Here is a 6,224-nt window from a genome sequence, read left to right on the forward strand (position 1 = left end):
AAACACCATGTTTTTGGAAAAGAAATAGATTTCAATTCTGTAATTCCAGAGGAATTCGCGATATTATTAAAAAGTGATAGCTGACATTGTCGAATCCCCCTTATAAATTTGTTGTGGTGACTTAATATTATAGGGATTTTGAAAATGTTGCTATTTTTTTGCGAAAAAATAGGCATCAGTGAAAATTCACCAACACCATAAATTATAGAACCTTAAAAAATGGGGTCTCAGACTGAAGATAAACGTTGTTCTAGGTCGTTACGACTTGCTCGCTCGGGATTAAGTACCATCAAGTACGCGCACCGTCACGCGCTCGTCGTGCCTACTAGAACGAAAGTGAAATCAGCTCGTTCAACTTCTATGATATTTCATGGAAGTTAGCTGATTAAACGAGAGGATATAACAACGTTTCTTTTCAGTCAAGTCATCTTGCGGCCAAAGTCACTTGAACTAACTTTCAAAGTGAAATCAATTTAATTCGACTTTGTCTAAAAGCCGAGACCCCATTAAAAAAAGGGGGGCTTTTTTGGTTAAAGTCAATCAAATAAACGAGGGAAAAAGCAAAGAGGTAAGAATGTGACGAAAAAACGAACTTATCGCGTATCTGGTCAAAAAGTTACGATTATCGTTGGTTTATTGCTATAATTGGTTGATGAAAGTTCAAGTAGGAGGTAACGATGAAAACAAACAAAAAGATTACAAATGACACCTTTTTACGAGCAGCACGTGGTGAGAAAACCGAACACGTACCGGTTTGGTTTATGCGTCAGGCAGGCCGTTCTCAACCAGAATACCGTGCCATTAAAGCGAAACATTCACTGTTTGAAATAACACATCAGCCTGAACTGTGTGCCTATGTGACGGCATTACCGGTTAATAATTATAATGTCGATGCGGCTGTTTTATATAAAGATATTATGACACCTTTACATGGAATTGGTGTCGATGTGACAATCGAACCTGGGATTGGTCCGGTCATTAAGACTCCGATTAAAACATTAAGCGATATCGAGGCGTTGGCAGTGCTACAACCAGAACGAGACATTCCTTATGTGCTGGAGACAATTCGTTTACTAACAGAAGAGATGCTCACTGTTCCCTTAATTGGTTTTTCAGGTGCACCGTATACGCTTGCGAGTTATTTAATAGAAGGAGGTCCCTCAAAAACGAAGTTAAAAACAAAGGCCTTTATGTACAATCACCCAACAGAATGGGCGTTACTGATGGAGAAACTGGCTGAGATGGTCATCATTTATTTAACAGCGCAGATTGAAGCTGGTGTCAGTGCGGTGCAACTGTTTGATTCATGGATTGGTGATTTAAGTTTAACTGACTACAATCGTTACATTGCACCGGGGATTATTAAAATCCTTACAGCAATCGAGCCATTACCAGCAGTTACAATTATGCATGGTGTCCACGCGACCCACCTGATGGCGGAGTGGAATCAAATGCCACTCGATGTCATCGGGATGGATTGGCGGATGTCGTTGACGACTGCCCGTTCTAATGGCGTAATTAAAAGCTTACAAGGGAACATGGATCCAGCCTATTTGACAGCACCTTGGCCCGTGCTCAAAGCAGAGCTTGATCGTATTCTGGCTCAAGGGACAGCGGCACCAGGCTTTATTTTTAATCTCGGACATGGTGTGTTCCCAGAAGCAGACCCAGCTGTCATTAAGCAAGTGACCGCATATGTACAGGCGTATAAAAATGAATAGGTAGGGATTAAACATGGAAGTACTTGTGGCAACGATTAACTACGAAGCAGTGTCGATTGCAGACCGCGAACGCTATCATCTTAATGAAGAAGTGCTTGATGCAACGATGCAACGATTAAATCAACAAAATAGTGTACTCGAAAATGTTATTTTATCGACGTGTAATCGGACCGAATTATATTTAGTCGTTGATGAAGTTAAACGTGGTCGTTATTATGTGCGTGCTTTTTTAGCGGCTCTATTTGAACAAAGTTACGAACAAATTGCCAAGCAGGTGATGTTTTATGATAATGACTTAGCCGTTAAACATCTTTTTGAGGTGAGTACGAGCTTGGCGTCGATGATTGTCGGTGAAACACAAATTCTTGGGCAGGTAAAAGATAGTTTCGAGCGTGCACAACAGGCAGAAACAGTCGGAATGGTGTTGAAAGAGTTATTTAAAGAAGCGATTACGGTCGGCAAAAAAAGCCCAATCCGAAACGTTAATTGGCGACGGCTCAGTATCGCTTAGTACGGTGGCCGTTAAATTAATCGAACAGCAACGCGCTGACCAGTGGCCGAACTCACGACTCTTAATTATCGGGGCAGGAAAGATGAGCACGCTCGTGCTCGACTATTTAAAACCGCGCTTTCAGATGCAACAGGTGACCTTAGTTAGCCGCACCTTCGATAAGGCAGCAGTAGTGGCAGCGCGCTATGGTGTGCAGGTTGCACCGCAAAAGGAGCTATCAAAACTCATCGCGTCTCAGGATGTCGTTTTTTTGTGCGGTTAAAACAACCGAATATGTTCTAACCGCTCAGCAATTAGAACATATCAGCCAACCGCTAAAAATTGTTGATCTAGGTTTGCCCCGTAATGTGGCTCCTGACTGTGAGATGCTGACACCGATTGAACGCTTTGATTTAGATGCGATTGAAGCTGTGGCAAATGATAATAGGGCACAGCGAATGGCGGCAATCGCAGACGTTGAGTTACTTGTTAATGAAGCGCTTGCTCATTTTTCACAGTGGCAGCTAACCTTAAAAGCGACGCCAGTGATTCATCGTTTACGGACGAAAACATTAGCGATATATGAAGAGACTATGACGAACCTTGAACGTCGTTTACCTGACCTTGATGAACATGAACGCAAGGTTATACGCAAGTTAACAAAAAGCATTGTCAATCAAATCATTAAAGAACCGATAATAAAAACAAAAGAGTTGGCTGTGGCAGATGATGCAACAGCAAAGTTAGCCTTAATTGAACAGCTTTTTGGACTAGAAACCGACAGAGGAGAGGAAACAGGATGCGAACAACAGTAACCGTCGGAACACGGCGGTCAAAATTGGCAATGACACAGACGAACCATGTGATTGGTGCCTTACAAGCCAGTTATCCGACAGTGACATTCGAAGTGAAGGTGATTGTCACGAAGGGGGATGTGCGACTCGACCAAGCACTCGCCAAAATTGGTGGCAAAGGCTTATTTATTAAAGAGATTGAGTCGGCACTGATTAATGGTGAAATTGATATTGCCGTTCATAGTATGAAAGATATGCCAGCAGAACTCCCAACCGGTTTAATGATTGGTGCCATTCCGAAGCGCGAAGACGCACGTGATGTGCTGATTAGTTCGACGGGTGCTAGTCTCGAACAATTACCATCAAAGGCAGTCATTGGAACGAGTAGTTTACGACGTCAAGCGCAACTGTTGGCGGTACGACCTGACCTACAAATTAAATTGCTACGTGGGAATGTGGATACCCGCCTACAAAAATGTCGTGACGGTGAATATGATGCAATTATTTTAGCAGCAGCGGGTCTTAAACGTTTAGGTCTCTATAACGAGACAGAGATGTGGCCATTGCCGACCAATCTGTGTTTACCAGCCGTTGGTCAAGGAGCGTTGGCGATTGAGTGCCGTCGTGAGGATGACTTCGTTCGTGAAATGTTAGCCAGTGTTCATGAGGTAGACACAGCTAAAACGGTATTGGCAGAACGGGCTTTTTTGAATGAGATGGATGGCAGTTGTCATATGCCGATTGGTGGCTATGCAACGCTCGTGCATGATACGATTAAGTTAGAAACCTTGTTGGCAGCTACTGATGGTCAAACTGTTATTCGTGGTAAAAGCAGTGGCAGTGATAGTCAGGTAGTGGGACAACAAGCTAAAAAACAGTTATTTGAACAAGGGGCGGCTGCGATGATTGCAGCTCTTAATATCACCGATTAAAAAAACTGAAAGAAGGAATTCAAATGAGTCAGTTTAACAGACATCGTCGGTTGCGCGCTACAGCGATGATGCGTCAAATGGTACAAGAAAATCGTTTAGCGAGCGCAGATTTAATCTATCCTTTATTTGTAGTCGAAGGGCGTCACGTGAAGCGCGAGGTGCCAACAATGCCAGGTGTTTTTCAGTATTCACTGGATCAAATCGATGCTGAGTTAGCCGAAATTAATGCGTTAGCGATACCCGCGGTAATCTTATTCGGCTTACCAGCCGAAAAAGATGCAATTGGTACAGGTGCCTTTCATGTGCATGGTATTATTCAAGAAGCAACGCGTTATATTAAAGCACGTTATCCTGATTTACTCGTCATTGCAGACACCTGCTTATGCGAGTATACCGATCATGGGCATTGCGGTCTCATCGATGGTGAAACAATTTTAAATGATGAATCATTAGCAATCCTAGCACAGACTGCTGTCTCGCAGGCCGATGCGGGGGCAGACATCATTGCACCATCAAACATGATGGATGGTTTCGTTGTTGCGATTCGTGAGGCGCTCGATCAAGCTGGTCATCACGCCATTCCAATTATGTCCTATGCAGTTAAATATGCCTCAGCCTATTATGGACCATTCCGTGATGCTGCTGATGGTGCTCCGCGTTTTGGTGACCGCAAAACATATCAAATGGACCTGCTAATCGCCGGGAAGCGATGCGCGAGGCAGCCTCAGATATCGCTGAAGGAGCTGACTTCTTAATTGTGAAACCGGCAATGGCCTACATGGATATTATTCGTGATACACGTAATGCGCATGATGTTCCGATTGTCGCTTACAACGTTAGTGGTGAATATGCGATGGTTAAGGCAGCCGCTCAAAATGGCTGGGTTGACGAAGAAAAAATTGTGATGGAAACATTGCTTGGAATGAAGCGTGCAGGTGCAGACTTAATTATTACTTACCACGCAAAAGACGTCTGTCGCTGGTTAACAAAAGACTAGGGAGGGTCATGAGATGAAACGGATCATTGTAACGCGGATGACACATCAAGCGACCAGCTTACAGGAACTCATTACCGAATTGGGTCATCGGCCTCTGTTTTTTCCAGTCTTGACCTTAAAAAAACAGCAGCAGACGTTGGTACAGCACTATTTGACCCAATTAGCTCCGGAGGATTACATCGTGTTTACAAGTCAAAACTCCGTCGAAGCAGTGTTAGGTGAGCGCCAATTCCCGACATTTAAGGCCATTTCGATTGGGCCAGCCACGACGACAGCGTTGCGAGGCTATGGGATTGAACCAGTGATTGAGGCGGATTCATTCATCTCGAGTGGTGTTGTTGCAGCGGTATCACAGGTGGTTAAGCAAACCGATAAGGTTTGGCTGCCACAATCTGCACGCGCAACGACAGACTTAGCAGATGCATTGTCATCCCTTTGTCGGTTAACCCATACGACCGTCTATACGGTCGTTCCTGCGAAACGGATCCCCTTTACGTTTGAAGCCGGTGATTGTATCACGTTAACGAGTCCGTCGACAGTGAGCTCTTTTCTGTCATTGCTGACAGCCTCAGAGCGTCAGTTGTTACCGACGTTTGCTTTGTTGTCAATTGGACCTGTCACAACGGCGGCAATTGAAAATGAAGGTTTACGCGTCACTTATGAAGCAAAGCCTTATCATGTGAGTGGTTTTCGTGCCTTTTTAGAAAATAACAAAAAATAGCGGCTCTATGTCAAATAGTGTTGTTATTCAAAATTTAGTGAAATAAGTCATTTTTGCAGCTATCTTTTTTGGTAGCTGCTTTTTTTGTAGTCATGACATTTGTGAAGGACGCTTTCTGCGGGTGACGCTTCATCCTCCGCGCTCCGCTGTGGGGTATTCAGCTGCCACTTTTCCCGCTAGAGTCGCCTTCACAAACGTCATGACGCTGCACGTTTATTATTGAGGCTCTCGCTTCATATGAATAATTTGAAAAGTAATCTCTGAGATGATGCAATCTTCTAGATGGGAGGATATCAATGATTTCATATTTTTTCGCATCAGTGCAAATAAAATGCATCTGACTATCAGCACTCTTTACCGATTTGAATTCATCCATTGAAAGATCTAGTGGAAGCCTTTGATAGTTCGGTTTGAATTGAGGCGACCATTGGTGTAAAGCACGATTAACAGTAGTTGTTGAAACACTCTGTCTAAAAGCGATATCTTTTTCAGAAGTAATAAACTGTCCTTCGGCAGCTAGTGTTTGGATGACACGTTTGGAGATAAAACAATTTCGTTTTTACCATCGA

At 43.6% G+C, this 6,224-nt stretch carries 6 protein-coding genes and 1 pseudogene; all 7 read left to right on the top strand.

Going from position 1 to position 6,224, the window contains the following annotated elements:
- Positions 1-677: 677 nt before the first annotated feature.
- A complete protein-coding gene (gene hemE / locus BCAMP_RS10525; RefSeq protein ID WP_035315515.1) occupies positions 678-1,721 on the top strand; it encodes a uroporphyrinogen decarboxylase in 1,044 nt (347 codons plus the stop codon).
- A gap of 13 nt (positions 1,722-1,734) precedes the next feature.
- Positions 1,735-2,232: a glutamyl-tRNA reductase gene (locus BCAMP_RS12730; protein WP_051457044.1), complete on the top strand. Its 498-nt coding sequence runs from the start codon at positions 1,735-1,737 to the stop codon at positions 2,230-2,232.
- Between the two features lie 4 nt (positions 2,233-2,236).
- Complete coding sequence (locus BCAMP_RS12735) at positions 2,237-2,494, top strand: saccharopine dehydrogenase NADP-binding domain-containing protein (protein ID WP_051457045.1); 258 nt, start codon at positions 2,237-2,239, stop codon at positions 2,492-2,494.
- Positions 2,472-3,026 carry a glutamyl-tRNA reductase gene (locus tag BCAMP_RS12740; RefSeq protein WP_051457046.1) on the top strand — a complete coding sequence of 185 codons (555 nt, stop codon included), beginning with the start codon at positions 2,472-2,474 and terminating at the stop codon, positions 3,024-3,026. Before BCAMP_RS12735 ends, BCAMP_RS12740 begins: the two co-directional genes overlap by 23 nt.
- Positions 3,011-3,937 (top strand): hydroxymethylbilane synthase, encoded by a 927-nt coding sequence (gene hemC, locus BCAMP_RS10535; RefSeq protein WP_035315516.1) that lies wholly within the window; start codon positions 3,011-3,013, stop codon positions 3,935-3,937. Before BCAMP_RS12740 ends, hemC begins: the two co-directional genes overlap by 16 nt.
- Positions 3,938-3,960: 23 nt before the next feature.
- Positions 3,961-4,934, top strand: a pseudogene (gene hemB / locus BCAMP_RS10540) (porphobilinogen synthase).
- Between the two features lie 13 nt (positions 4,935-4,947).
- Positions 4,948-5,655, top strand: coding sequence for a uroporphyrinogen-III synthase (locus tag BCAMP_RS10545; protein ID WP_035315517.1), 708 nt, complete (start codon positions 4,948-4,950; stop codon positions 5,653-5,655).
- The last annotated feature ends 569 nt before the right edge of the window (positions 5,656-6,224 follow it).

Source organism: Brochothrix campestris FSL F6-1037, from assembly GCF_000525915.1.
GTDB classification, from domain to species: Bacteria; Bacillota; Bacilli; order Lactobacillales; family Listeriaceae; genus Brochothrix; species Brochothrix campestris.

What these genes read in the sequence shown, in the direction of transcription:
- hemE (WP_035315515.1), top strand. Translation starts at nt 678, where the DNA reads ATGAAAACAAACAAAAAGATTACAAATGACACCTTTTTACGAGCAGCA.
- BCAMP_RS12730 (WP_051457044.1), top strand. Translation starts at nt 1,735, where the DNA reads ATGGAAGTACTTGTGGCAACGATTAACTACGAAGCAGTGTCGATTGCA.
- BCAMP_RS12740 (WP_051457046.1), top strand. Translation starts at nt 2,472, where the DNA reads ATGTCGTTTTTTTGTGCGGTTAAAACAACCGAATATGTTCTAACCGCT.
- hemC (WP_035315516.1), top strand. Translation starts at nt 3,011, where the DNA reads ATGCGAACAACAGTAACCGTCGGAACACGGCGGTCAAAATTGGCAATG.
- BCAMP_RS10545 (WP_035315517.1), top strand. Translation starts at nt 4,948, where the DNA reads ATGAAACGGATCATTGTAACGCGGATGACACATCAAGCGACCAGCTTA.